Here is a 24,100-nt window from a genome sequence, read left to right as displayed (position 1 = left end):
TCCAAAAATTAATCGAAATTACTTTCACTGTGAAGCTTCCGATCTAGTTTTAGCAAAAAACAATTAATTTACTTACCTTTGCCCCCGAAGCAGAATTTCTTTATCATTTAAAGCAATCCGCAAGTTAGTCCTTCAACAAATGATTGTTCTAGCTTCTTCGATAAATATTACACAAAAAAATACATGTTATTCAAAGAATTAAACCTCATTGAGCCTATTTTAAAGGCCCTTGAGACAGAAGGTTATACTCAACCTACGCCTATACAGGAGCAATCCATCCCAACAATATTAAAAGGAAAAGATTTATTAGGCTGCGCACAAACAGGAACCGGAAAAACCGCTGCCTTCGCCATCCCGATGTTGCAATTACTGCACGAAAAACACATTAACACCAAAGCTTCAAAAACAATTAAAGCTTTAGTTTTGACCCCAACACGCGAGCTTGCCATTCAAATTGAAGAAAGCTTTAAAGCTTATGGTCGCAATTTAAACTTACGCCACCTTGTAATTTTCGGCGGTGTGAATCAACATTCGCAAGTAGAAGCTTTAAAAAAAGGTATCGATATTTTAGTGGCTACACCTGGCCGTTTGATAGATTTAATGAACCAGGGTTTTATAAACTTAAACTCAATAGAACTTTTTGTTTTAGATGAAGCCGACCGTATGTTGGATATGGGTTTCATTCACGATGTGAAAAGAGTTGTAGCTAAATTGCCTGCAAAACGCCAAACTTTATTTTTCTCAGCTACTATGCCAGATGAAATTCAGAAGTTAGCAAACACAATTTTATCTAACCCAACTAAAGTAGAAGTTACACCAGTTTCTTCAACTGCTGAAACCATTAATCAGTCTATTTACTTTGTTGATAAACCTGATAAAAAGAAATTATTAATTCACCTTTTGGATGATAAAGCAATTGAAACCGCTTTGGTTTTTACGCGTACCAAACATGGTGCAGATCGGATTGTTAAGGATTTAGGTTTCGCTGGAATTAAATCGGCTGCTATCCATGGCAATAAATCTCAAAACGCAAGACAAAGAGCTTTAACTGATTTTAAAGATAGAAAAATCCGCGTTTTGGTTGCAACTGATATTGCTGCCCGTGGTATTGATATTGATCAGTTATCTCACGTTTTCAATTACGAATTGCCAAACATTCCAGAATCTTACGTACACAGAATTGGTCGTACTGGCCGCGCTGGTGCAAATGGAATCGCAATTTCATTTTGCGATGCGGAAGAAAATGAATACTTATTAGATATTCAGAAGCTGATTAAAATTACTTTACCAATTGTTGAAGATCATCCTTATCCATTATCGTGGCAAAGTATGATGGCCAAAAACCAAGTTAAACGCAAACCTCAAGCACAATCGAAAGGTGGTGGCGGCGGTGGAGCTAAAAGAAGTGGTGATGGTAACATGAGTGGCAAACCTCGTAATGCCAGCGGACAAAGAAAGTTCGGTGGTAATAGAAGAAAAGCTGAAAGATAAAAGACTAAAGCAGAAAGAATAAAGCCTTCCTGCCAATTATATAAAACCCGAGTTGTAAATTACAGCTCGGGTTTTTGTTTGTTATCCGTCGGCTGAAGCCAGACGGCAATGAATAGGTGAATGGTCTGAAACACTTTCCATTTACGGCCGTCACCCTGAATTTATTTAAGGGTTTTCATTCTCATGCACCTAATAAGAATTGCCGTCATTCTCGCGCAGGCGGGAATCCTAATGCAATTAGCTTTAAAATTCCTAATAAAATTGGGAATGATCTTAGCCTTAAAAAATATCCGTTGGCTGAAGCCGAACGGCGATGAATAAGTGAATTGTTTACCAAGGAATGGCCGTCATTTTGAACTTGATGCAGTGTAAAGCGGTCGTCATTGCGAGGCACGAAGCAATCTTAATGCGATCGCTATAAAACTCATTGTAGTAAGATTGCGTCGTGCCTCGCAATGACGGAAAGCATTAAAAACCATAAGCCTATTCAGCGTTTTTCATGCTTATACACCTTACAAAAACGGCCGTCATTCTGAACTTGATTCAGAATCTATCATATTCATGCACCCTACAAAAACTGTCGTCATTGCGAGGTACGAAGCAATCCAAATGCGGTCACTATAAAACCTATTGTAGTAAGATTGCTTCGTTCCTCGCAAAGACGGAAAGCATAAAAAACCCCGAATTGATTGCTCAACTCGGGGTTTTGTTATAAAACTTTGCTGGAAACCTTTCAGCTTTGGTCTTTAAGCTTTCTGCTTAAACCACCACATTAATAATCTTTCCCTTTACAAAAATGATTTTCTTTGGTGTTTTACCTTCTAAATATTTCTGAAAATGTTCATCAGCAAACAAAATGGCTTCCGCTTCTGGCTGAGCCAAAGTTAAGCTCAAATTCAGGTTCATTTTCATTTTTCCATTAATCGAAACCGGATAAGCAAATTCATCTTCTACCAAATGTTCTGGATTGAAAGTTGGAAACGCCGTGTAAGACAAACTTCCTGCTTCATTACCCAATTGAACCCAAAGTTCTTCGCAGATGTGTGGTGCATAAGAGGATAACAAAATTACCATATCCTGCAAGATGCTTCGTTTGTTAGATTTTAAATCTGTTAGTTCATTAACTGCAATCATAAAACTAGATACCGAAGTATTAAAAGAGAAACGCTCGATATCATCCTGAACTTTTTTAATGATTTTATGTAAAGTTTTTAATTCCGCTTTAGTTGGCTCAGCATCCGAAACAGTAAATTCCCAAGCCTCATTGTGGAACAACCTCCAAAACTTACGCAAGAACTTAAATACGCCCTCAATACCATTCGTGTTCCAAGGTTTGCTTTGCTCCAACGGACCTAAAAACATTTCGTACATCCGCAAAGTATCGGCACCATAACGTTCAATCAAATCATCGGGATTAACCACGTTGAACTTTGATTTCGACATTTTTTCAACTTCAACACCGCAAATGTATTTTCCATCTTCAAGAATAAACTTAGCGTCAGAATACTCCTGCCTTGATTTTTTAAACTTCTCAATATCTAAGATATCGTTGTTTACAATATTTACATCTACATGTAAAGGTTGAGAAAAAAACTTACCATTATAGTCGAAAACAGTATTATCTTCTTCATTGTAAGTATTTTCAGATAATAAATTTGCGTAATTGATATCATCAATAAAAGTTTGAAATACTTGCCCAGTTTTACTCTTGTTCAGTGCACTTTCGTACTCTAATAGATTTTTATAGATATTTTTTGAAAGAAATGTATTGGTCTTAACTAATCTATAAACAAAATTACTCCTCCCCTGAATCATCCCCTGGTTAATCAACTTTTTGAAAGGCTCTTCTTCCTTTGTATAACCTAAATCTTTCAAAAACTTGTTCCAGAAACGGCTGTACAACAAGTGGCCGGTTGCGTGCTCAGAACCACCAATGTATAAATCAACATCTTTCCAGTATTCAACAGCCTCTTTTGAAGCAAAGTCAGCATCGTTATTAGCATCCATATAACGGTACCAGTACCAGCTACTACCGGCCCAACCCGGCATGGTGCTTAATTCGTAATGTCCGCCATCTTTCGGAACCCAGTTTTCAGCTCTCGCTAAAGGTGGTTCTCCTGTTTCGGTAGGTAAATATTTATCAATTTCTGGTAAGATTAAAGGCAATTCTTCCTCTTTGATTAAGTAAGGTAAACCATCTTTGAAATAAACAGGAATCGGCTCTCCCCAATAACGCTGGCGACCGAAAATCGCATCACGCTGGCGGAAGTTTACTTTTGCTTTTCCAACTTCATTTTCTTCTAACCAATTATTCAATAACGGAACAGCTTCTTGATAAGTTAATCCATTGATAAAACCAGAGTTAATATATTTTCCTTCTTTGGTATGGTCTGCCTGAACATCTATATCCTTTTGTCCATCCAAAATCTGGATAATTGGTAAGTTAAAATGCGTTGCAAACAACCAATCGCGTTGGTCGCCACTTGGCACACCCATAACCGCACCCGTTCCGTAACCAGCCAAAACGTAATCGGCAATCCACAATGGCACGCGTTCGCCATTTACTGGATTAATAACATAACTTCCTGTAAAAGCTCCAGAAACGGTTTTGGTATCCGCCATGCGGTCTAATTCCGATTTCTTTTTCGTTTGCGCAATATAGTTCTCAACTTCTTGCTTTTGTTCCGGCGTAGTTAGTTCAGCAACCCATTCATGCTCGGGTGCTAAAACTAAATAAGAAACACCAAAAATGGTATCTACTCGGGTGGTGAAGACTTCTATACTCGCCTCACCCCGCCCCTCTCCGAAGGAGAGGGAGTTCGAATCGCCTAGCTTTTCCCTTGCACTATCCTTCCTGATGTCTAATACTAGTTTTATTTTATTTGCAATCGTTATTGGATTACTTAAAACTTCTTCATTTGAAAAGCGAATAACATCAAAGCCTAATTGATTAAGAGCTCCAGTTCTAGCTTCATCATTTTTTTGATTTTCAAGGTGATAGCCACCATCAACCTCAATAATTAATCTCTTATTTAAACAAATAAAATCGGCGATATATGTACCTATTGGATGTTGTCTCCTAATTTTATGCTCAGTTTTATTGTTTCTTAATTCTTGCCAAAGTGCATCTTCTGCAGCTGTTTGATTTCCTCTGTTTTCTCTGGCATTAGCTTTTAAAATATCCCATAACATCGGGTCTCCAGTTTCATAACCGTAGCCTGTAGCTCCCTCTCCTTCGGAGAGGGTTGGGGTGAGGATTTTGAATTTTACTGATGCCCCCACACTTTTCCCAATCCAGTTACGTTGCATTTCCTTTATTGGTTCTGGCCAATCGATGGTATCCAAACCTTGCAAAAGCCTTTCAGAATAAGCCGTGATCCTCATGCTCCATTGCATCATTTTCTTTTGCTCAACAGGGTAACCACCACGCTCAGAGAAGCCGTCTTTCACTTCATCGTTTGCTAAAACGGTTCCCAAAGCAGGGCACCAGTTTACGGTACTTTCTCTAAGATATGTTAAACGATATTTTAATAATTCGATTTGCTTTTCTTCTTCCGTAAATGTCGCCCAATCACTTGGTAAAAACTCCATAGTATCCTCATCGGAAACCGCTTTTACATCGGCTGTGCCGGAAACGTTAAATTTTTCAATTAAAGTGGAAATATCTTCCGCTTTATCGTTTTCAATGTTATACCAAGAGTTGAACAACTGCATAAAAATCCACTGTGTCCATTTGTAATAAGATGGCTCACTGGTGCGCACTTCACGACTCCAATCGAAAGAAAAACCAATTTGATCTAACTGGCGACGGTAAGTTGCAATGTTTGCTTCAGTTGTAATTGCCGGGTGCTGACCAGTTTGTATCGCATATTGTTCTGCGGGCAAACCAAAAGAATCATATCCCATCGGATGCAAAACATTAAAACCTTTAAGGCGTTTGTATCTCGAAAAAATATCTGATGCAATGTAACCCAGTGGGTGACCAACGTGTAAACCTGCTCCTGATGGATAAGGAAACATATCTAACACATAATATTTTGGCTTTTCAGAATTACTTTCAGCTTTAAATGTTTGATTATCGGCCCAAAATTTCTGCCACTTTTGTTCTATTTCTTTGAATTGGTAATCCATTGCAAGTTTTAAATTTTTAAAGGGGCGAAATTACGGAAATTAAGGGGTTTAGTAAAACATAATTTTTGCCACGGAAACACAGATTTTACCGCAAAGAGGATCAAAAACCAGTTATTAACGATATCGTCATTGCGAGGCACGAAGCAATCTATTTACGAGAAAGATTGCTTCATGCCTCGCAATGACGACAATTTTGATAAAAAAAATGCGCCATTGATGTAAAAACCAATGGCGCAAGCAAATAATCGGAATTAAGGTTTTTTAGCGTGATAAATAATACACCTTAACAAGGTTAGTTTTATCAACTTTGGCTGTAAATTGAAGTACATTTTCAGTTAAGCTGTTAATTGTACAATAAGACGCTCCCTCTTCTGGGAAAGCCATATTAAAACTATCTTGGGTGCCAACATAAGTCCCGATGGTTCTTTGACCAGATAAACTTAATTCTACTTGATCATCATCATTGGATTTAAACTCCATGTAGTCACTTGTTTTACCATAAGTAAAAGTGCCGTTGGCTGCATCAGTAGTGTTGCCTGTGATTACAATTTTATTCACTGTCCATTTACCCATAATTCGGGCTTTTGTAGATTCAGTATCTTTCTTGCAAGAAAAAAGGCCCGTCGTGACAAGGAATAAAAGGCTTAAGAATGTAATTTGTCTTTTCATGATAAAATATTTAGGGTTTAGATATGATTAATAACGCCCTTTAACCAAATTTCGTACCGATATTAAAAAATAGACCAATTTTGATTTGGATTTTTGGCAAAACTAAAACTTCAACTTATGCGTTAGTGTTGATTTAAACCCTCATTAAATTGGTGTTTATCAGGTATAATTTATATTTTCGCAGAAACAAAATTGAAATACATGGAAGAATTCGAAGTAAGTGATGCATCTAAGAAAACCAAAACCGTATATATCTCTACTATTATTAGTATTGCATTGGTTTTATTAATGCTGGGGCTACTTGGGTTGGTACTTGTACATGCCAAAAACCTGTCTAATTACGTTAAAGAAAATATCGTTTTAAATATAATTGTTGATGAAGGCGCTAAGGAAACAGATGTTTTGGCTTTCCAAAAAGAACTAAATTCTAACCCTGCGGTTAAGCAAACCCAATATGTAAATAAAGAATTGGCCGCTAGAAATTTAACTCAAGATTTAGGTGAGGATTTTGTTAACTTTTTAGGTTACAACCCTTTAACTTCAACTTTTGATGTGTACTTAAAAGCAGAATATGCAAATAATAAAAGTATAGATGGTTTAAAAGCAAGCATTTCTAAAAACCCTGTGGTTAAAGAAGTAGTTTATCAGAGCTCGTTAATTGATATGGTAAACAAAAACATTAACACCATCGGATTAATCATTTTAGCCTTTGCACTATTACTTTTAGTTATCTCTATAGCGCTGATAAACAACACGATACGATTAGCCATTTACTCTCAGCGTTTTTTAATTAAAAGTATGCAACTGGTTGGTGCAACGAAAAATTTTATCAGACGTCCTTTCTTATTATTCGCTGCTTTGCATGGTTTAATTGCTGCCTTTATAGCGATCATCATCTTATTGGCTACATTAATTTATGCACGCAAAGAAGTACCAGAAATTATAATCTTGAACAACTACAAAGAATTTGGTTTCGTATTTGTCGGACTAATAATCATTGGTATTTTTATAACAGGTATTAGTACTTGGTTTGCTGTAAGCAGATATTTACGTTTAAAATCTTATCATCTATATAGATAATGGCAGAAAAAAAAGCAAGTCCGATTGTTAAGGACGCTAAACAAAGCGAATTGGTTTTTAGCAAAAAAAACTATCAATTATTATTAATCAGCATTGCAATTGTAGCGGTTGGTTTCATTTTAATGATGGGAACAACTGGCGACATATATGATTTCAGAAGAACTTTATTAGCACCTCTTGTTGTGCTATCTGGTTTCGGTTTTGGAATTTACGCTGTTTTAAAAAAGTAATTTATCCAAACGGGTTATATTTTGAGAACGCTTAATTTACTTTAAGCGTTTTCTTCATTTCTACTCTTCACACCCCAAATAATATGAACTATTTCGAAGCCATTGTCCTTGCCATTGTAGAAGGATTAACGGAATTCTTACCAGTATCCAGCACCGGCCATATGATTATAGCGTCCTCTTTTATGGGAATTGCCTCTGATCCATTTGTTAAACTATTTACCATCGCAATACAGTTAGGTGCAATCCTATCAGTTTTGGTTTTATACTTTAAACGTTTTTTCAAATCGATTAACTTCTATTTAAAGCTAATTGTAGCTTTCATTCCTGCAGCGGTTTTTGGTTTATTATTAAGCAAAAAAATCGACGAGTTATTGGAAAGCCCAATGGCCGTTGGAATCTCTTTACTAGTTGGCGGGGTTATTTTATTATTCGTTGATAAATGGTTTAACAAGCCAACAATTAACGAAGAAGAGAATGTAACTTATTTAACGGCTTTAAAAATCGGTTTTTTCCAATGTATCGCAATGATTCCGGGTGTTTCCCGCTCTGGTGCGACTATTGTTGGTGGTATGAGCCAGAAGTTGAGCAGAAAAGTTGCAGCAGAATTCTCCTTCTTTTTAGCAGTGCCAACCATGTTTGCTGCAACAGGTAAAAAGCTTTACGACTTTTATAAAGAAGGTCATACCATTTCTCACGATCAAACCAACTTGCTAATTATAGGCAATGTAATTGCTTTTGTAGTAGCTTTACTTGCTATTAAAAGCTTTATCGGTTATTTAAACAAACACGGTTTCAGGGTTTTTGGTTGGTACAGAATTGTGGCAGGTTTGGCAATTATTATCTTGTTGCTAGCGGGCCACAACTTGCAAATTATATAATCTGTATCTTTGCGCAAAAAAGATTTGTGAGCACAGAAAATTCAAAGTTTAAAGAATTCAATTTTGCCGAAGGCGAACTCCTTTTAATTAATAAACCATACAAATGGACATCTTTTGATGTGGTTGGCAAAATCCGCAATTCGTTAAAGCCATTAAAGTTAAAAGTTGGTCATGCCGGCACATTAGATCCGCTGGCAACCGGTTTGCTAATTATTTGCACGGGCAAGCTAACCAAGCAGATAGATACATTTCAGGCAGAAGAAAAAGAATATACCGGCACCATGATTTTAGGCGCAACAACGCCATCTTTCGATATGGAAACCGAAGTAGATTCTACTTTCGATATTAGCCAGATTACTGAAGAGCAGATTTACGCGGCTACCCCACAATTTACAGGCGATATCGAACAATATCCACCCGCACACTCTGCGGTAAAAGTTAATGGCGAACGCTTATATGTTAAAGCTCGTTTGGGGGAAGAAGTAGAACTTCGCAAACGTTTTGTAACCGTTCCCGAATTCGAAATTACCCGCATAGCGTTACCCGAAATCGATTTCAGAATTGTTTGCAGTAAAGGAACTTACATTCGTTCGCTCATTTCCGATTTTGGAAAATCTTTAAACAGTGGCGCATATCTTTCCAAACTCGTTCGTACACGGAGCGGAAACTTTTTGCTCAGTAATGCATTTGAGGTTTTAGAACTCGTTGATTATATTCGCAGTAAGAAAGAAGAAGCTAAAACACAGGCCGAAGTATGAACCACATTAAAAACAGAAACACCAGATTTATAAAAGAAGTTCTTCTTATTATTGCCGGTGTTACCTCAGCGTGTTTTGGACTAAAAAGTTTTTTAATGCCGAGCCATTTTATTGATGGTGGCGTTACAGGTATTTCTCTTTTAATCAGCACCTTAACAGGCTTCAAACTTTCCTACTTAATCGTTATTATCAATATTCCATTTGTAATTTTGGGATACAGGCAAATAGGAAAAGGATTCGCTATTAAAACGGCTGTAGCCATTGCGGCCTTATCAGTTGCATTGATCGTTCTTCCTTTTCAGCCAATTACCCACGATAAATTATTGATTGCATTTTTCGGTGGCTTATTTCTAGGTGGCGGAATTGGTTTAGCCATGCGTGGCGGTTGCGTTATCGATGGAACAGAAGTTTTAGCCCTATACATCAGTAAAAACAGTATTTTAACCGTAGGGAACATCATCCTGATTCTAAATATCATCATCTTCGCTTTTGCGGCCTATTTTTTAAATATCGAAACCGCACTTTATGCAATTCTAACCTATTTATCGGCCTCAAGCACGATAGATTTTATCGTTAACGGGATCGAACAATATACGGGCGTAACCATAATTTCCGAGCATCAAGATGCTATAAAAGCTTTTATAATTAACGAAATGAAACGTGGCGTAACCATTTACAAAGGCGAAGGTGGTTATGGCGACAAAAAAGATATCGACATTATATTTACAGTAGTTACAAAGCTAGAAATGAGTAAATTACAAACAGCAATTAGGCAAATAGATGCCGATGCCTTTGTAATCCAACAACAAATAGCCGATTTAAAAGGTGGTGTAGTTAAACGCCATGCATTACATTAAAATAAATAAAAAGAATTTGGGCATGCCCCCAAGCTGCGCAAGGGGTCGGGCTGTACGCTAAATCTTTTTTGTTATTGTTATTCGAAGATTGTCGAAGGAATAACAAAAAAGGATATCGCTTCCATCACTCATGTAAAACCCAGTTTATTAAAAAAATTTCACCCTTGAAAATATACAACAACCTTTCCGATTTTAAAAAGTTAGATAAAGCAATTGTAACCATCGGTACTTTTGATGGTGTTCATTTTGGACATCAAAAAATTATTAAACAATTGGTAGAAAAGGCCAAGAGCGATCAAGGAGAAAGCGTCATTCTAACTTTTTTCCCACATCCAAGAATGATCATCGATCCTGAAAATCAGGATTTAAAAATGATCAATACCATTAATGAAAAAGCCGAAATTTTAGAAAGTTTGGGTGTAGATCATTTAATTATTACACCATTTACAAGAGATTTTTCAAATCAGTTTCCAGAAGATTATATTAAAAATACTCTTGTAGATAATATTGGTACTAAGCATATTATTATTGGCTACGATCATCGTTTTGGCAAAGATCGTTCGGGCAATTTAATCGATTTAAAAAGCGCTGGATTACATTATGGCTTTACGGTAGAAGAAATTATGGAACAGGATATTCACGATGTTGCCGTAAGTTCTACTAAAATCCGTCAGGCACTTTTAGCGGGCGATGTAAGTTTAGCCAACGATTATTTAGGTTATCCATTTTCCATTTTTGGAAGAGTAATTAAAGGCGATAAAATTGGCAGAACTATTGGCTTCCCAACAGCAAATATTTTTATTGAAGAAACCTACAAACTTATCCCAGGCGATGGCATTTATGCTGTCACGGTAGACATGAGTGCAGAATTTAGAGAAGAAGGTTTAGAATCGGCAAATACACTTCAGGCCTCATACTCCGGACTTCGGACTTATAGAGGTATGGCCTACATCGGGCAACGCCCAACCATAAACGGAATGACGAGAAACATAGAGGTTAATATTTTCGATTTCAATCAAGAAATTTATGGTCAGGATATTAAAATGAATTTCCTGAAATTCCTCCGTCATGATGTTAAATTCACCGGACTAGAAGCACTTACCCTTCAATTACAAAAAGATAAAGAAGCAACTTTAGATTATTTTAATCAAGCTATTTAAAATAAACGCCATTGTTAGCGAGCAATTAAAAGTTGTCTTATTGAAACTAAATGTCCAAATAAAACTATTGGGACTAAAAATGTTGGAAGCCAACTAAAAGGAAAATTTAAAATTGCAATATTGGGTTGGTTAAATGCAAATTGCTGAAATGCCAATGGCGCTGATAACAAAGCATTAGCAACTATATTTATTAAAAGTATAAGGCAAACAAAATTCCAACCTGAAATTAATTTCCTGCTCAGCATCTGTTTTGTAAAACCAAAATATGCAATAAAAGGTGCGGTAATACCAGAAATAATATCAAAATTTCGCCCCTCAAAAGTCATCAACTGAGGAACAGCCTTGTTCAAAAACAAATAAAACAATACAATTTCAATCGGGAGTCTAATTGTGTTTAGGTAGGTAATATCTTTCAATGGTAAAGCATCAATAAATCTTCGCCCCTTGGGTGTTGCAAATAATAATATAATTACAAAAATTGCTGGCAAAATCCCAAACAGCATTATTTTTGGTGGCAATACAGTAGTATTGGTATTATAAAATCCTTTAAGTGTTAAAACCGCTTGTAAAACCAGCCAAATTATCAAGGTTATGCACACAGGATTTGCAATTTTTTCAACAGTTGATTTTTTTAACAAATTATAAAAAAGCCAAAGTGTTATTAGCGTTATCAACCCAAATGTAATCGATATAAATACAGGCAATTTCTCTATCATTTTCTTTCAGTTTTATAATGTTTGGTTAGGATAAAAATATTGTAAAATGCTATAGCAGCTGGGACGGCCTGCAAGGTAGCGAGTAAATAAGCTTTTGATGTGATTGCCAAAACCATACCCGCTCCAACAGCAGCAAAACAAACCAACAAAATTAATGCATAACCTACACTACGATTCACTTTTAGTTGATACAAACCCGCAATGCCCCCAACAGCAAAAAAAAGATTGTAGAAACCTTGGTTAATAAAAAGTTTTTTCAAAACTAATGCATGCATTTCGAAACCTAAACTTACCGGAGGATTATCGAACCATGTAAGCAAAAGATTATGCACAAAAGGTTGCATCCAAAAAATGGCTTCCAGAATAAAAAACATAAAAAAATCGAAAATCACAAAAACAACCAATACTTTGGTAAACCGGCTTAAACCCATAATTTGCAGTAGATTATACTAAAGCCAAAGTTTCAACATAGATGCGTTAAATACAAGTACGGTTAAAATTGTCATGTACTGATAATTTTAACCGTACATTAAAAATACGTATATTAATGAAGTTTACAGGTTTAAAAACTGCATAAAATGTACGAGAAGAAAATACCTAAAGATTTATCCTGTGGATTAAATATCGCCATTGAAATTATTGGCGGAAAATGGAAAGCCAATTTACTGGCAAATATCAATAAAGGCTTAAAACGACCGTCTGAGTTGCATAAATCTATTCCACAAGCATCAGCAAGAGTTTTGAATCAGCAACTTTCTGAACTTGAATTTCATGGTATTGTAGAGAAGAAAATTCATAGTGTTTTGCCTCCGAAAGTAGAATATTCATTAACAAAAGGTGGCGAAAGCGCTTTGCAAGTACTATACGCTATGAAAGGCTGGGGAGAAAGTTATAAAGAGACTTTTCATAAAATAATTAAGCAGGCGAAAGAAACTAATAAATCGAATTAGAGGCATTTTCCGTTCAAATTACATGAAGATAAAGAGGCAACTTTAGATTATTTTAAAAAACTTTATTAACAACTTAAACGAACTTTCCCTTTTAAAAAAGCCTCATTTTCGCTATATTTACGGCAATGAGGCTTTTTTACATCCTTTTCTTTTTGCTAATTTCATTAAATTTTGCAGGTTTCGCATCGCAGAAAAAAGAATTTAATGCTAAAAATAACGGCTATAAAGAAAGCTTCATTTCTACCAAAGCAATTTCAAAATTGCATTCAAATTTTCAGCAGGATAATGAAAGCTTGCAAAGAGATTTCATTTCTAATACCACTTTAAAAATTTCTACAGGATCATTCCTCATTTTATTATTTTTGGTATTTCTACAAACATTTAATAGAAATATCAACTCCAAAATCCTCATTAAAAGATTAAAATACAATTATTGGTGTTTGTTTAAAATGCTTTATCCAAAACATTTTTTTTGGTAAGTAATTTGATTTTTTAAACTGCAGAACGCAGTCGTATTTTTCAAAAGTCGAGCAAATTAAAATTGCTCGTACAAAGTTATTTACCCAAGATCATAATATTTTTAATAGATGCATTTACCAGATTTAATTGCCGATTTAGGTTTAATTCTTGCCGCCGCTGGAATAACCACACTCATATTTAAAAGAATTAAGCAACCCTTAGTATTGGGTTATATTTTAGCCGGACTACTAGTTGGTTCTCATTTAAGCTTCTTTCCATCCGTTACCGATACCAAAAGCATTAATATTTGGGGAGAGATTGGTGTTATTTTCCTATTGTTTAGCCTTGGGTTAGAATTTAGTTTTAAAAAACTGGTTAAGGTTGGCGGTTCGGCCTCCATTACCGCGATTGTGAAGGTTTTATTTGTAATCCTAGCGGGTTATTTAGTTGGTAAGGGCATGGGCTGGAAAGACATGGATAGTTTGTTCCTCGGCGGAATTCTATCCATTTCATCAACTATGATTACCATAAAGGCTTTTGAAGAACTTGGCCTAAAGCACAAAAAATTTGCTGGCTTGGTATTCGGCGTTTTAATTGTAGAAGATTTAGTTGCCATTTTACTGCTTGTTTTATTTTCTACTCTTGCGGTAAGTCAACAATCTGCAGGTACAGAGATGCTTTATTCCATCTTAAAACTGGCTTTTTTCCTTGTACTTTGGTTCTTAGGGGGAATATTTTTGGTTCCTTCTTTCTTAAAGGCAACCAAAAAGCTTATGAATGATGAAACCATGCTGGTAGTATCTCTAGCCTTATGTTTGGTCATGGTTCTGTTGGCAGATAAGGTAGGCTTCTCTCCTGCCCTTGGTGCATTTATAATGGGTTCAATCCTTGCTGAAACTACTCAGGCCGAAAGAATTGAGCATCTAACTAAATCGGTTAAAGATCTATTTGCAGCTGTGTTTTTTGTATCCGTTGGGATGCTGATAGATCCTTCCATGTTGGTTAAATATGCAGTTCCCATTCTTATAGCCTCATTAGTTGTTATTTTGGGTAAAATCATATTTACCATACTGGGTGCATTATTATCTGGCCAACCTTTAAAAACTTCTGTACAATCGGGCATGAGTTTGGCGCAAATTGGAGAGTTTTCTTTCATCATTGCATCATTAGGATTAACCCTAAAAGTAACTAGTGATTTCTTATATCCAATTGCAGTTGCAGTTGCAGCCATCACTACATTTACAACGCCATATTTAATCAAATTATCTGAGCCATTTTATCAATATTTAAATCGTGTATTACCTAAAAAATGGCTAGATGGAATTGAAAGATACAGCTCAAGTACAGAAGGAATAACAACGCTAAGCGATTGGAAAGTTCTTTTGCGTTCCTACATTTTCAACACCATTATTCACTCCGTTATTATTATCGCGATTATCTTTTTGGCCTACAGATACGTTCAACCTTTTATTGCAAAAAACATCGCCAATAGTCTAACTTCAATCATTATTAGCGTTGTAGTTTCTTTCGTTTTGATGTCGCCTTTTTTATGGGCACTTTCCATTAGGAGAATCCAAAAAACAGCGTATTCTCATCTTTGGCTAAATAAAAAATATACCCGTGGACCATTAATCGCAATAGAATTTTTCAGAATAGCGCTTGGAATCTTCTTTGTCGGATTTTTGATGTACGAATTCTTTGATACTTGGGTAGCAGCAGGAATTGCCTTAGGTTTAATTGTTTTCGGGATGATTATTTTTTCAAGAAAACTTCAATCGTTTTACGATAAATTGGAGAAACGCTTTATGTTAAATTTAAATGCCAGAGAAAACGAAAAACCTGCAATATTGCCTTGGGACACTCACTTGGCCGAATTAACGGTTTCACCAGAATCTGAAGTGGTTGGTAAAACATTGGCAGAGTTGATGATCCGAGAGAAGTATGGTGTAAACATCGCGATGATTGAACGTGGGCGAAACAACATTCCAACACCCGGGCGAGATGAACGATTATATCCGAATGATAAGCTTCTTTTAATTGGTGCGGATGATCAACTCGCTTCGGTAAAAGGTCTTCTCGAAGTAGATATTCCAGAAACAGAATCAGAAAAAAGTTTTCCAGATAAAGAAATGACGCTTCAAAAAGTGCTTGTAAATTCTGAATCTCCGGTTTATGGTTTAAGCATTCGAAATGCAGGAATTAGAGAAAAAGCACAAGCATTAATTGTTGGTATTGAGCGTGGAGAAGATAAAATTTTAAATCCATCATCCGATTTTGTTTTTGATAATGGTGATGTAATTTGGATTGTAGGAAATAATAAGAAAATTAAGGAAGTGATTTGATTGAAGAATTGGTGTTGATATCTGGTACTTTCATCTTGATACTAATTTTATATCTTCGTATACAACCTAACCTATGAAAATCGATAGAGAGAAAAGTGAATTTCTTGATGATATAATTGAGCAGTGGCAAACCGACGGCTTAATTAATGAAGAAACCAGCACAAAACTTCGAAAGAGCTATGAGGCGAAAAATTTCGATTGGCTTCGCCTTGCACAATATGCTTTTTGGGTAGCGCTCGCCTGTGGTTTCATTGCATTGGGTTCGCTTTTAATTGATAATTCTATCCTGAATTACTTAAAGAGGGTTTATAACACGCCAAATATTGTTATTGCTATTGTTTCTGGAGGTTTAGCTGGTTGGTTGTACATTTTAGGTTTTAGAAGAAAGAAAAAACTGGCGCATTTAAAATTTAGTAATGAAGCGATTGTATTTTCGGCCATCCTTTTAACTGCAAATGCAATAGCTTACTTTGGCAAAGCGATAGATAATGGATCGGGTAATTTCTCGATTCTGATTCTAATTTCGGTATTTATTTACGGCGCATTGGGTTATATTTTCAGCTCGAGATTAATCTGGATTTTCGCTTTAATTTCACTTGGGGCTTGGTTTGGAACGGAAACCGGATATTTAAGTCGCTGGAATTATTATTTCCTCGGAATGAATTATCCTTTGCGTTTTGTGGTGTTTGGAGCAATCTTAACCGCAGCTTCCTTTATTATGAAAGCGCTACCAAAAACGCAACATTTTTTTCAGGTTACATATATCGCCGGAATGGTTTATTTATTTGTATCGCTTTGGGCATTATCAGTTTTTGGCAACTTTGCCAGCTTGGAAGAATGGTATAATGTGCGGCAGTTAAGTTTATTTTATTGGGCATTAATTTCTGCAACAGTTTGTGTAATTAGCACCGTTTTTGGCTTAAAATACCATGATGATATTGCCAGAGAATTCGGAATTACCTTCCTATTCATAAACCTTTACACCCGTTATTTTGAATATTTTTGGGATAGCTGGCATAAGGCTTTATTCTTTTCTGTATTGGCAGCATCGTTTTGGCTCATCGGCAGAAAGGCAGAAAAAATCTGGAATGTGGAGTTTTTGAAGTAAACAATAACTTTACCAGCAATTGTTCGTAATTGCGAGGCACGAAGCAATCTATTTAGGCAAAAAAGATTGCTTCAGCTCGCACAAGGCCAGCTTCGCAATGACGGCCGTTCTTGTAACATGCTCACAGCGATTGTAAAAGGCGGTTTAATTGCCGAACTCAGGTTAATAGTTAATTTGTTACCAAATAAGAACAGTTTTAACCTCATTAAACCTGATTGGCGGGAAAAGCCCAAACTTTTCTGTTTGGCTTGTACCAAAAGCAGGGCTACAATAACCTAAGCATTACAGAAACCTGATTTTCTAATTTTTCCCAAACTAAAGACTTAAAAACGAATTTACAACCACCCAAATTTCTCAATTAGCCTCTCTTTTTGATTGCGAGCTACAGGAATACTTTGTCCGTTTGAAAGGATAAGATAATTGCCTTCTCCACGCACATACTTTTTAATGTGATCTAAATTGATTAGATATTGGCGATGAACACGTAGAAAATTCCTTTCCTCTAAAATTTCTTGTATGTCTCCCAATGTTTTTGCAACTGTATATTGCTGATTATCTGCTAGGTAAAAATGAGTGTAATTATTGTCAGACTTGCAATAAATGAGTTGTTTTAGCTCTACAAAAGTTACCCCGTTTTGAAAAGGTAACGCTATTTTCTCCGGCCAAATTTTTTCGTCACCTTTTAATTGTTGCTTCAAAATTTCCAACTGTTGTTTTTCCGGCCATTTACGTGCTTCTGCTTTTTTTACAGCCGTGGTTAAATCATTGCCTGCTATGGGTTTTAATAAATAATCTAAAGCACTAAATCTAAATGCTTTTACCGCAAACTGATCATAAGCAGTTACAAAAACTAAGCTAAAATTAATATCGCCCAACTTCTCTAACAGTTGAAATCCATTCATCATTGGCATCTCAATATCCAGAAAAACAAGATCCGGTTGCAATTCTTTTATGCCCAACAATCCATCTTCACTATGTGTATATTCACCAATAACATCAACTTGTTTGCAGTACATTTTTAGTTGTAATGCAAGCAATTTTACACAATCAGGCTCATCATCAATAATAATTGCTTTTAGCATATAACGTTTTATTTCATTGGTGGACCAAGTATTTCAGAATTATAAGTTTTATAGAGTGCTTGCATTTTAACCATATCGGGCACACCATCATTCGTGAGTAATTTGCCCATATCGGCAAAATATTTTTCTATTCCTTTTCCCGGGGTTATCCCAACCAATAATGTTCCTGCTGTTTCTCCATTATAATTAAAGCGGTGTTTCGTATTTCTAGGAATAAATAAGCTATCCCCCTTGGTTAAAGTTAAAATACGATCATCCAACTCAAATAAAAAATCGCCCTCTAACACACAGAAAAATTCATCAAAAGTATGGTGAATATGTAATGGTGGACCAAACCCTTTTAAGTTGTTTGTACTTATAAATATAGACAACTGGTTATGTGTATCATTGCTTAAAAGTTTAAAATCGATGGGTGTTTTGCCATAAACAATTTTTTCTTTGTAACGCGTCGCTAAAGCTTTCACCTTAAAACCTTTTTTTAGTGGCACGCTATTTTGAGCGAATACTGGTAATGTAATGCTAGATGTTGCCAATAATGCAACTGTACTTTGAATAAAATTTCTACGTTCCATTTTTTGTTTTTTTGATGAATTAATAGATTGATAGAACAAAAATAGATTTCATAAAAAACAATTTAGTGGTATAAAATCAGCGAATTACCCGATTCCAAAAAATCTTTCTGGCGATTGTGCTTGAGCCTCAATTAAGGAATGCGGAGAGGTATGCGCAAATTCTTTAAAGTCTTTCACTAAGTGTTGGTAATCGTAATATCCAGTTTTAATAGCAATACTAAACCAATCTGCTTCGGGATTCTGATCTTTAATTTGATAGGCTTGATAAAAGCGATTAATCCTGGCGTAAAATTTTGGGGTAATCCCCAATTGCTGTACGAATCTGCGCTCAAACTGGCTAATAGACAAACAGGCCAAATCGGCCATTTTATCAACCGTGTAATTGCTCGGATTTTGAGTAATTAACTGAGCAATTTTATCAATCGGTTGGTCATCATTTTTTAGTTTTTGGATGCTTTTGCTGAGGTATTCCTCAACGATTTGAATCAAGCTTTCATAGCAATTTGTGTTTACCATTTGCTCATATATTTCGCTTATTCCCGAACCTAATACAGCTTCGGCATCAATTCTTTCATCCATAAATGTTGTAAGTGGGGTTTTAAGAAATTTAGACATGGCGCCAGGCTGAAAATTTATCGAAAACATTGAATATTGCGGTGAAAGATGAAAATCGAACCGCGAAATTTGCGACCCATTTATTGAAATTTTAGGGAAAGCTGTGTATAACTTAGTTTTAGGGTTAAAGGCAGTTATACTACCTCTTAAATAGAAAACCAAGCAATGCTGAGTGTTGGCTGGAAAAGGCTTAATTGGTGTCGAATTACGATGATCAAATACATAATGCAACAACAAATAATCTTTAACGATGCTTTTTAAATGAATGGCGGGTTGTATTATTTTGTAAATCATCTTGTTTAAATAACTGGCCCCACCCCAACCCTCCCCAGAAGGGAGGGAGTGCAAAGCGAATATTATTCTATTGCTTTAGTCTTTTGTTCTCCATCCTTTAAATCCACCAGCCGTTGTACTTGTCCTCACGTACAACCGAAAGTAAATTAAACGAGGCATTTTAAATAGTTTCTGAATTTTAAAAGAACATTCATTTTGCTTTGGCCTTTCTACTTAAGTTTTTAAATCGGTATTTTAATAATCACTTTTGTACCAATAGGATTTTGTTTTTCATCCTTTAAATCAATTAGGTTTACATCAGTATTAATTTGATATAACTGATTTATTAAATGGATTCGCTCTGAGGTAATTTCCAAACCGAATGATTTCTGCTTGGTTGCGGATTTGCTTTTAATGCTGTTGGCTAATTCTCGACCAATTCCATTATCCGTAATTTCGACCTGTAAAAGATGTTCTGATAATTGTACTACATCAATTTTAATTATACCGCCTTCTTTTTTATGCATTAATCCATGCCAAATGGCATTTTCAACATAAGGCTGAAGTAGCAAAGGGGGAATTTCTATGTACTGCTGATCGAGATCTGATTGTATGTTAATCTCATACCTCACTTTATCCTTAAATCGCATGGCTTCAAGCTCTATGTAAAGCTTTAAGGTTTCCAATTCCTTTTGAAGCGTAACTTTATCAGCATGTGAATTTTCTAATACCAACCGAATTAATTGCGAAAACATGGTTAGGTATTCCGAGGCGAGATCAGCATTGTTTTCAAGCGTGTAAAGTTTAATGGAATTAAGACAGTTGAAAATAAAATGCGGATTCATTTGAGCCCTCAAGGCAGTCATTTGTGTTTCGGCAATTTGATGTTCAAATGTAGTTTGTAGCTGCTTAATTTTTTGCGCCTCTATAAGTTTGGCTTGCGTTTCTAATTCGGTTGTTCTTTTTTGTAGCGCAGTTTCCAATTGCTGGTTATAATTTTTTTGCAGGTTATTTTTCTCAACCAACACAAGCTTACTTCGATAAGATAACGCAAATGAGAAACAAATCGCTTCTATAGCAATACCTAACATCATAAAAACTGGCGGAAAAATTACGATAACAAACCACTCAGGACTATGCCACGGAATGAAAGCAAAAAAACCAGTTAAACCCACACACCATAAAAGCAACATGCTAACCAGCCCACTAAACAAAAACCACTTAACAGCATCCTTGCTTTTAGCAGTTAGTATAAGCAAAATAACATTTAAAACTATAATTGGAATTACCGATAAAACCACTCCATAATAATTGGCTGGAAACATAAACCAACCTGTAGTTACCTGCACAAACTCGATTAACATTTGCAGAATAGCAATTACCACCAAAACTTTTACAAGTAACCAACCTTTTTTAAAGTGATGCGGAAGTTGCAACATACTCCCAATAAAAAAAGTATAGAGTACTGGCACGAAAAATAAAAATATAGAGAAAATAATATCCCTTACAAAAGGATTGAAAATCATAATATGCAGGCGAATATCCATCCAATACAAGGTGATGAAAAACGAAGCTATGGTGTAGCCTATATACCATTTAAAGGCCGTATCTCGATACAGATAATATTGATAAATGGCATACACGCTTATAAAAAACAAACAGCCAGCTATGGCGGCCATCAACAAGAAAAGGTACCTCACTTCAAAGTTGTTTTTTACATTTCCAACGGCATCATTATTGGGTGTTTTGAGAAATAGGTGAGAATCGACCAACTGATTTTGGCGGTCTTGTGTAAACACCCATAAAGTAACTGTGGTTTTTGGCAGAACGGTAAATGGCATTGCAAAAAGCGCATCATTAGGCGCATTGGTTTCGTAAGCACCACCACGTGCTATTAATTTATTATTGGCGTATAGCTTGGTGTAATAATGCGCAGAAGCATCTAAATGAAGATTTATAGTGTCTTTTGTCGAAATATTGCTAACAATAACTTTAAGCCATTGAGTAATTAACGGCCTGTTAGATAAACGTTGTTTTTGCAGGTTTTTACTAAAAGGAATAAATTTTTGTTTCTGTATGGCTTCAAAAGATAGTGGCTTATCCGATAGATCTTCAAAAAACAAACATTTATCGGCAATATCTACATCAGCTTTCCAGTTTGGCTGTCCATTTAAAACAATTGGTTGCTGTGCCTTGCAAACCTGAACGGTTGCAACCAAAAAACATAGCAAAAACAAACGGTTATACATAAATAGCTTATATGCTTAAATATAAACAAAAGCAGAATGCTTTCGAGAAACTTTATGGTAAACAACAGGTTTTTTGAGGGAATGGAAAAAATGTGGGCTTTATTGTCTTTCTCCAAGAAATCTTACTGCTCACTCACAATAAATCGCATTAGCCCCTATTGGTTTTTATGCAATTTTTAAACTGTGCAATTTTAGGCAAGAAACAAACTTATGGATAACCTACAAGAACCCTTTAAAAAAACCGATAGGATAACAATCCGATTGATTTGCTTTTTTATATTTCTGCTGATCATCTCTTTTGCTGGATTTTACAAAACATATCTTGTTAAATTCCCAAGTTTTGAGGGTTTTACTTGGGCACACCATTTTCATGGAGTTGTAATGCTTACCTGGGTTTTAATATTGGTTGCTCAACCTATTTTAATTAAAACCAAAAAGCTAGAATGGCACAGAACAGTTGGCAAAGCTTCCTATTTTATATTCCCCTTCTTGGTACTCTCCTTTTTTCTGGTTGCAAGGGCTAGCTATTTAAGGAATATTAAATTCGGCAGTGAGGCCGATGCATTATCGGGTATGGCCAACGGCATTCCCGATATGTTTTACATCAGCATTTTGTACGGTTTAGGCATTTATTATAAGAAAAAAACCTCCTATCATCTCCGTTTTTTTGCTTCTATAGGTTTGATGATTTTGGGTCCTGGATTGGGTCGATTCTTGATTGCCGTTTGCAATCTACCCTTTACTGCCATCCCCGTTATGATTGGAGCAATTGCACTTATTACATTGGTATGGATGATAAGCGACATCATAAAAAGAAGATCTGCATTCCCGATGGCCGTTTTTTTAGCCATTATTGCCACCACCTTTATAATCATCCCAAACGGACATTCGGTTTGGTGGCAAGCCTTTGCAAAGTTTATAGCTGTGCATTTATTTTAGGTTGAATATTGAAGTTTCAACACAGCACATTATCAATAAAGGATATCTGAAAATAACAATGATGAAAACTAATACTGGTCAATTAAAACCTTTATCAGAGCGCCATAAAAAAAGAAAAAATTGACAGTGAAATAATTAATTATGGAAATTACAACGCAAACTAAAATTAACTACTTAAAATATGCTGGTACTGGTTATATTATTGCCGGCCTAGCATTTATATCCTTTGGTTTTCCTTTTTGGTTTTTAAACGCAGTAGATGAAATACCCAAACACCATAACCTTTTACCCTTTGTAATTATAGTTGATGATCTTTTTCCAATGAATTTAAAATTCTGGAGCGTAACCATATGCTCAATTGGCCTGTTAATAGGTTCTTATTCGCTTTATAAAGTTGGTGAACCTACTGGCTTTGGTACAAAAAGAAGGTTTTTTTATGTAGCGTTATTGGGTGGATTCTGTTATTTTTTATCTACTTGGATGCTTATTCCTTTTGCGCCACTTGGAGCCTTTTTAAGTGCACTTGGGATGATATTGATAGGGATTGCCAGTTTAAAAACAAAACTTTGGTTAGGTTGGAAACGCTTTTCACCATTGCTTGTAGGTGTTTTTCCATTCTTTTTTATGTATCCATTGTTGCTTATAACAGGACAAAGACCAGCCGCTTTAATCGGTTGCTGGGGATTTTCGTGGATTTTGTTGGGTGTGGTTTGTTGGTTAAGAATTAAGGAAGTTAAGCGCCTTTCGAGATAAGCACCTAAATAAGAATTTACCTAAATGCATCGCTTTAATATTTTTCTAACGTAATTGGATACACGAATCGACATGACGCAAGAGCTGTTGCAGTTTTACTATAAAAAGGAAACCAAAACTTATTTAAAGGCTTATAAGAGTATTATTGCATGCTTTACAACTAAATATGCAGCTAAAACAAACAAAAATATCGCAATAGATTTATTTACAATTAAGCTACTCAAAGCAAACTTCTCTTGGATATAGGTTGCAAAATGAGCATAAAGATATAAAGCACCTGCTGAACCAAAACCCGAACCTAGAGCGAAAATTATGAGTGATAAATAATCTGTCTCTATCCATTGGTGGAGAATTACATAATTACCAAAAAACAGCCAAAAAGGAATTTGAACTGGATTTAAAACCCCTAAAATTAAGCCATATAAAACGCTTCCACTCCGCTTATCTTCCTTTTTGCTACTCGTCTTGGGTACTTTTTTTCTATTTTTCCATGTAATGGTTCCCATCACCAAGAACATCAAAATCATAAAGCCATCTACCAAAGTACCTAGTCGTACTTCACTTACAGCTTCATTCGGGTTGATATCGCTCATCGCCCAACGGGCAAAACGCATCATGCCAAAAGTGAAACACACTTCTACACAAGAGAAAGAGAGGATGAAATACCAAACCTGGCGCATGCCCTTATTAATGGCAAGCTGCGCTACGGTTAAGTTAATGTTGCCAGGGGGAATATAACCCATGGCGTTGAGAAGGATGCCTATGAAAAACGTTAGAAAAAGCATTGC

Annotated in this window: 22 protein-coding genes; 13 read left to right on the top strand and 9 right to left on the bottom strand. The window is 35.8% G+C overall.

All coding sequences use genetic code 11. From position 1 onward, the window contains the following. Nucleotides 1-183: 183 nt before the first annotated feature. Nucleotides 184-1,491 (top strand): DEAD/DEAH box helicase, encoded by a 1,308-nt coding sequence (locus H7U22_RS19905; protein ID WP_187073097.1) that lies wholly within the window; start codon nucleotides 184-186, stop codon nucleotides 1,489-1,491. A 759-nt stretch (nucleotides 1,492-2,250) separates the two neighbouring features. On the opposite strand, the gene H7U22_RS19900 is transcribed toward H7U22_RS19905, so the two are convergent. Continuing rightward, nucleotides 2,251-5,622 (bottom strand): leucine--tRNA ligase, encoded by a 3,372-nt coding sequence (locus H7U22_RS19900; RefSeq protein ID WP_187073096.1) that lies wholly within the window; start codon nucleotides 5,620-5,622, stop codon nucleotides 2,251-2,253. Between the two features lie 261 nt (nucleotides 5,623-5,883). Continuing rightward, on the bottom strand, nucleotides 5,884-6,291 hold the full coding sequence (locus H7U22_RS19895; RefSeq protein ID WP_187073095.1) for a hypothetical protein: 408 nt from the start codon (nucleotides 6,289-6,291) through the stop codon (nucleotides 5,884-5,886). Nucleotides 6,292-6,492: 201 nt separating this feature from the next. Between H7U22_RS19895 and H7U22_RS19890 the strand changes: the two genes are divergently transcribed. The 6 genes from H7U22_RS19890 (at nucleotide 6,493) to H7U22_RS19865 (ending at nucleotide 11,254) form a co-directional block, all read left to right on the top strand. Further along, nucleotides 6,493-7,371 (top strand): cell division protein FtsX, encoded by an 879-nt coding sequence (locus H7U22_RS19890; RefSeq protein ID WP_187073094.1) that lies wholly within the window; start codon nucleotides 6,493-6,495, stop codon nucleotides 7,369-7,371. After that, nucleotides 7,371-7,601 carry a DUF3098 domain-containing protein gene (locus tag H7U22_RS19885; RefSeq protein WP_187073093.1) on the top strand — a complete coding sequence of 77 codons (231 nt, stop codon included), beginning with the start codon at nucleotides 7,371-7,373 and terminating at the stop codon, nucleotides 7,599-7,601. Before H7U22_RS19890 ends, H7U22_RS19885 begins: the two co-directional genes overlap by 1 nt. A gap of 83 nt (nucleotides 7,602-7,684) precedes the next feature. After that, nucleotides 7,685-8,479: an undecaprenyl-diphosphate phosphatase gene (locus H7U22_RS19880; RefSeq protein ID WP_187073092.1), complete on the top strand. Its 795-nt coding sequence runs from the start codon at nucleotides 7,685-7,687 to the stop codon at nucleotides 8,477-8,479. A gap of 26 nt (nucleotides 8,480-8,505) precedes the next feature. Continuing rightward, nucleotides 8,506-9,237, top strand: a complete 732-nt coding sequence (truB, locus tag H7U22_RS19875) for a tRNA pseudouridine(55) synthase TruB (protein WP_187073091.1) — start codon at nucleotides 8,506-8,508, stop codon at nucleotides 9,235-9,237. Further along, nucleotides 9,234-10,094, top strand: a complete 861-nt coding sequence (locus H7U22_RS19870) for a YitT family protein (protein ID WP_187073090.1) — start codon at nucleotides 9,234-9,236, stop codon at nucleotides 10,092-10,094. Before truB ends, H7U22_RS19870 begins: the two co-directional genes overlap by 4 nt. A gap of 164 nt (nucleotides 10,095-10,258) precedes the next feature. Then, nucleotides 10,259-11,254, top strand: coding sequence for a bifunctional riboflavin kinase/FAD synthetase (locus H7U22_RS19865; protein ID WP_187073089.1), 996 nt, complete (start codon nucleotides 10,259-10,261; stop codon nucleotides 11,252-11,254). Between the two features lie 14 nt (nucleotides 11,255-11,268). On the opposite strand, the gene H7U22_RS19860 is transcribed toward H7U22_RS19865, so the two are convergent. Then, nucleotides 11,269-11,892 carry a hypothetical protein gene (locus H7U22_RS19860; protein ID WP_248284814.1) on the bottom strand — a complete coding sequence of 208 codons (624 nt, stop codon included), beginning with the start codon at nucleotides 11,890-11,892 and terminating at the stop codon, nucleotides 11,269-11,271. A 74-nt stretch (nucleotides 11,893-11,966) separates the two neighbouring features. After that, entirely contained in the window at nucleotides 11,967-12,401 is a 435-nt protein-coding gene (locus tag H7U22_RS19855) for a DUF1304 family protein (protein ID WP_187073087.1), read from the bottom strand. A gap of 147 nt (nucleotides 12,402-12,548) precedes the next feature. Here H7U22_RS19855 and H7U22_RS19850 point away from each other — a divergent pair, with 147 nt between their 5' ends. The 4 genes from H7U22_RS19850 to H7U22_RS19835 all read left to right on the top strand — a co-directional run bounded on the left by H7U22_RS19850 (nucleotide 12,549) and on the right by H7U22_RS19835 (nucleotide 16,829). Continuing rightward, nucleotides 12,549-12,920 carry a winged helix-turn-helix transcriptional regulator gene (locus H7U22_RS19850; RefSeq protein ID WP_187073086.1) on the top strand — a complete coding sequence of 124 codons (372 nt, stop codon included), beginning with the start codon at nucleotides 12,549-12,551 and terminating at the stop codon, nucleotides 12,918-12,920. 125 nt (nucleotides 12,921-13,045) lie between these two features. After that, nucleotides 13,046-13,399, top strand: a complete 354-nt coding sequence (locus H7U22_RS19845) for a hypothetical protein (protein ID WP_187073085.1) — start codon at nucleotides 13,046-13,048, stop codon at nucleotides 13,397-13,399. A gap of 108 nt (nucleotides 13,400-13,507) precedes the next feature. Then, nucleotides 13,508-15,721 (top strand): cation:proton antiporter domain-containing protein, encoded by a 2,214-nt coding sequence (locus H7U22_RS19840; protein WP_187073084.1) that lies wholly within the window; start codon nucleotides 13,508-13,510, stop codon nucleotides 15,719-15,721. 73 nt (nucleotides 15,722-15,794) lie between these two features. Then, nucleotides 15,795-16,829: a DUF2157 domain-containing protein gene (locus tag H7U22_RS19835; protein ID WP_187073083.1), complete on the top strand. Its 1,035-nt coding sequence runs from the start codon at nucleotides 15,795-15,797 to the stop codon at nucleotides 16,827-16,829. Between the two features lie 335 nt (nucleotides 16,830-17,164). Here the strand turns inward: H7U22_RS19835 and H7U22_RS19830 are convergent, their stop codons facing one another. From H7U22_RS19830 to H7U22_RS19815, 4 genes are all read right to left on the bottom strand, one after another. Further along, nucleotides 17,165-17,911 (bottom strand): LytR/AlgR family response regulator transcription factor, encoded by a 747-nt coding sequence (locus tag H7U22_RS19830; RefSeq protein ID WP_187073082.1) that lies wholly within the window; start codon nucleotides 17,909-17,911, stop codon nucleotides 17,165-17,167. A gap of 8 nt (nucleotides 17,912-17,919) precedes the next feature. Next, nucleotides 17,920-18,483 (bottom strand): cupin domain-containing protein, encoded by a 564-nt coding sequence (locus tag H7U22_RS19825; RefSeq protein ID WP_187073081.1) that lies wholly within the window; start codon nucleotides 18,481-18,483, stop codon nucleotides 17,920-17,922. Between the two features lie 84 nt (nucleotides 18,484-18,567). Further along, on the bottom strand, nucleotides 18,568-19,392 hold the full coding sequence (locus tag H7U22_RS19820) for a helix-turn-helix domain-containing protein (RefSeq protein ID WP_187073080.1): 825 nt from the start codon (nucleotides 19,390-19,392) through the stop codon (nucleotides 18,568-18,570). 221 nt (nucleotides 19,393-19,613) lie between these two features. After that, nucleotides 19,614-21,620 (bottom strand): sensor histidine kinase, encoded by a 2,007-nt coding sequence (locus H7U22_RS19815; protein WP_187073079.1) that lies wholly within the window; start codon nucleotides 21,618-21,620, stop codon nucleotides 19,614-19,616. A gap of 210 nt (nucleotides 21,621-21,830) precedes the next feature. On the opposite strand from H7U22_RS19815, the gene H7U22_RS19810 reads away from it, so the two are divergent. Together H7U22_RS19810 and H7U22_RS19805 are read left to right on the top strand one after the other, a co-directional pair. Next, nucleotides 21,831-22,559 carry a hypothetical protein gene (locus H7U22_RS19810; RefSeq protein ID WP_187073078.1) on the top strand — a complete coding sequence of 243 codons (729 nt, stop codon included), beginning with the start codon at nucleotides 21,831-21,833 and terminating at the stop codon, nucleotides 22,557-22,559. A 141-nt stretch (nucleotides 22,560-22,700) separates the two neighbouring features. Then, the gene (locus tag H7U22_RS19805) at nucleotides 22,701-23,312 is read left to right on the top strand and encodes a hypothetical protein (protein ID WP_187073077.1); all 612 of its coding nucleotides are present in this window, start codon (nucleotides 22,701-22,703) and stop codon (nucleotides 23,310-23,312) included. A gap of 131 nt (nucleotides 23,313-23,443) precedes the next feature. On the opposite strand, the gene H7U22_RS19800 is transcribed toward H7U22_RS19805, so the two are convergent. Then, complete coding sequence (locus H7U22_RS19800) at nucleotides 23,444-24,097, bottom strand: LysE family transporter (protein WP_187073076.1); 654 nt, start codon at nucleotides 24,095-24,097, stop codon at nucleotides 23,444-23,446. Between the last annotated feature and the right edge of the window lie 3 nt (nucleotides 24,098-24,100).

Origin of the sequence: Pedobacter fastidiosus, assembly GCF_014306625.1 — a bacterium.
Lineage (GTDB): Bacteria > Bacteroidota > Bacteroidia > Sphingobacteriales > Sphingobacteriaceae > Pedobacter > Pedobacter fastidiosus.
This window is presented reverse-complemented; position numbering and strand designations above follow the sequence as displayed.

Bases quoted from the DNA above. Each gene is read 5' to 3' on its own strand.
- H7U22_RS19840 (WP_187073084.1), top strand. From the start codon at position 13,508: ATGCATTTACCAGATTTAATTGCCGATTTAGGTTTAATTCTTGCCGCC.
- H7U22_RS19815 (WP_187073079.1), bottom strand. From the start codon at position 21,620: ATGTATAACCGTTTGTTTTTGCTATGTTTTTTGGTTGCAACCGTTCAG.
- H7U22_RS19825 (WP_187073081.1), bottom strand. From the start codon at position 18,483: ATGGAACGTAGAAATTTTATTCAAAGTACAGTTGCATTATTGGCAACA.
- H7U22_RS19855 (WP_187073087.1), bottom strand. From the start codon at position 12,401: ATGGGTTTAAGCCGGTTTACCAAAGTATTGGTTGTTTTTGTGATTTTC.
- H7U22_RS19810 (WP_187073078.1), top strand. From the start codon at position 21,831: ATGGATAACCTACAAGAACCCTTTAAAAAAACCGATAGGATAACAATC.
- H7U22_RS19890 (WP_187073094.1), top strand. From the start codon at position 6,493: ATGGAAGAATTCGAAGTAAGTGATGCATCTAAGAAAACCAAAACCGTA.
- H7U22_RS19885 (WP_187073093.1), top strand. From the start codon at position 7,371: ATGGCAGAAAAAAAAGCAAGTCCGATTGTTAAGGACGCTAAACAAAGC.
- H7U22_RS19835 (WP_187073083.1), top strand. From the start codon at position 15,795: ATGAAAATCGATAGAGAGAAAAGTGAATTTCTTGATGATATAATTGAG.
- H7U22_RS19830 (WP_187073082.1), bottom strand. From the start codon at position 17,911: ATGCTAAAAGCAATTATTATTGATGATGAGCCTGATTGTGTAAAATTG.
- H7U22_RS19895 (WP_187073095.1), bottom strand. From the start codon at position 6,291: ATGAAAAGACAAATTACATTCTTAAGCCTTTTATTCCTTGTCACGACG.
- H7U22_RS19845 (WP_187073085.1), top strand. From the start codon at position 13,046: ATGAGGCTTTTTTACATCCTTTTCTTTTTGCTAATTTCATTAAATTTT.
- H7U22_RS19880 (WP_187073092.1), top strand. From the start codon at position 7,685: ATGAACTATTTCGAAGCCATTGTCCTTGCCATTGTAGAAGGATTAACG.
- H7U22_RS19800 (WP_187073076.1), bottom strand. From the start codon at position 24,097: ATGCTTTTTCTAACGTTTTTCATAGGCATCCTTCTCAACGCCATGGGT.
- H7U22_RS19805 (WP_187073077.1), top strand. From the start codon at position 22,701: ATGGAAATTACAACGCAAACTAAAATTAACTACTTAAAATATGCTGGT.
- H7U22_RS19870 (WP_187073090.1), top strand. From the start codon at position 9,234: ATGAACCACATTAAAAACAGAAACACCAGATTTATAAAAGAAGTTCTT.
- H7U22_RS19905 (WP_187073097.1), top strand. From the start codon at position 184: ATGTTATTCAAAGAATTAAACCTCATTGAGCCTATTTTAAAGGCCCTT.
- H7U22_RS19820 (WP_187073080.1), bottom strand. From the start codon at position 19,392: ATGATTTACAAAATAATACAACCCGCCATTCATTTAAAAAGCATCGTT.
- H7U22_RS19850 (WP_187073086.1), top strand. From the start codon at position 12,549: ATGTACGAGAAGAAAATACCTAAAGATTTATCCTGTGGATTAAATATC.
- H7U22_RS19900 (WP_187073096.1), bottom strand. From the start codon at position 5,622: ATGGATTACCAATTCAAAGAAATAGAACAAAAGTGGCAGAAATTTTGG.